Annotated in this window: 1 protein-coding gene; it reads right to left on the reverse strand. The window is 37.0% G+C overall.

Annotated features, from left to right (window positions below):
- Positions 1 to 411: 411 nt before the first annotated feature.
- Positions 412 to 918 carry a hypothetical protein gene (locus J4F31_07440; GenBank protein MCE2496392.1) on the reverse strand — a complete coding sequence of 169 codons (507 nt, stop codon included), beginning with the start codon at positions 916 to 918 and terminating at the stop codon, positions 412 to 414.
- Positions 919 to 1104: the final 186 nt, after the last annotated feature.

The following is a 1104-nucleotide window of genomic DNA, read 5'->3' on the forward strand; positions in this document are numbered from 1 at the left end:
ACCGGTCAACAGAAGGTAAGCGTGGGGCAAAACCCTCTACCCACACCTTAAGAACCGATTCCGGCCGGGTAAGCAACGCGCACCCCAATTTTCTCCATTATTTAACGAACCGCCGTATACGAGACTCGTACGTACGGTGGTGTGAGAGGCGCACCCCGTCACGTCTTAGTGGCGGGGCCGTCTACTCGATTGGGCGTATGTGCTTTATTTTTTCAAGTTCTTCATCAAGAAAGTGCTTGACATCTTTTCGAGTCCTTATTGTCGGATTAGCCTTCAAACCAAGCAGCCAAAGTTGCCGATTTACCATTTATGCTGCCTTAACTTTTGTTAAGGGTGCAAACAAAATGAAAAATCTAAATCGGCAACTTTGGCGGTGGCTATTAACTATACATAGTGTTAGCATTTCGTTATTTATGAAATCATTCCTTCAAGTTCTTGCTCGGAAGCGTTTTCATTAATCGGAATATTCATTGTAAGAGCATTTTCTTTTGCTTTGTGCATATCCCATTGTTTTCTTGCTGCATTAATTATAACGCCAATAACTAAACGTATAGCAACATATTCCATTGATTCAGGAATATATGGAATGTCAATATGTTTATTCGCAAGTTTAGATAGTCTCTTTATTAACCGTTTTGCCTCGTCATCATCAATTCCTTTATCCATACTTCTTACCAAATCATAAAATTCATTAGGTAAGTTATCGTAAAGAAACCTATCAACTTTAATTACAATTTTAATCAGTATTTTCTCTTCACCTGTCTCATTTATTATTGGGACATTGATTTTTTCATTTAGCCTCTGTGCTAATTCTTTAACTTCTTCATCAGTCATTTTTGAACGTTTTCCTGCTGGCGCAAAATATTCGTCCAATAAACCTTTAAATTGCTCTTCTGTTAATTCATTGATTGTTACCATAATTAATTATTTAAGTGTTAATTTATAATTAGATTACTTCCATTGCCAGCCCAATTTTTATTTTCTGGGGTAAGAGTTATTTTGTGTGTGAATGTTTTATTATTTGTCCTCACACCCGTCCAAAATAAATTTTTCTGAGGCATAAAAAAGGAGCGCTGCCCAAAGGGCTGTATTTTGTAGGTATCA

It is taken from the genome of Flavobacteriales bacterium (genome assembly GCA_021296215.1).
Taxonomy (GTDB): domain Bacteria; phylum Bacteroidota; class Bacteroidia; order Flavobacteriales; family ECT2AJA-044; genus ECT2AJA-044.

What these genes read in the sequence shown, in the direction of transcription:
- J4F31_07440 (MCE2496392.1), bottom strand. Translation starts at nt 918, where the DNA reads ATGGTAACAATCAATGAATTAACAGAAGAGCAATTTAAAGGTTTATTG.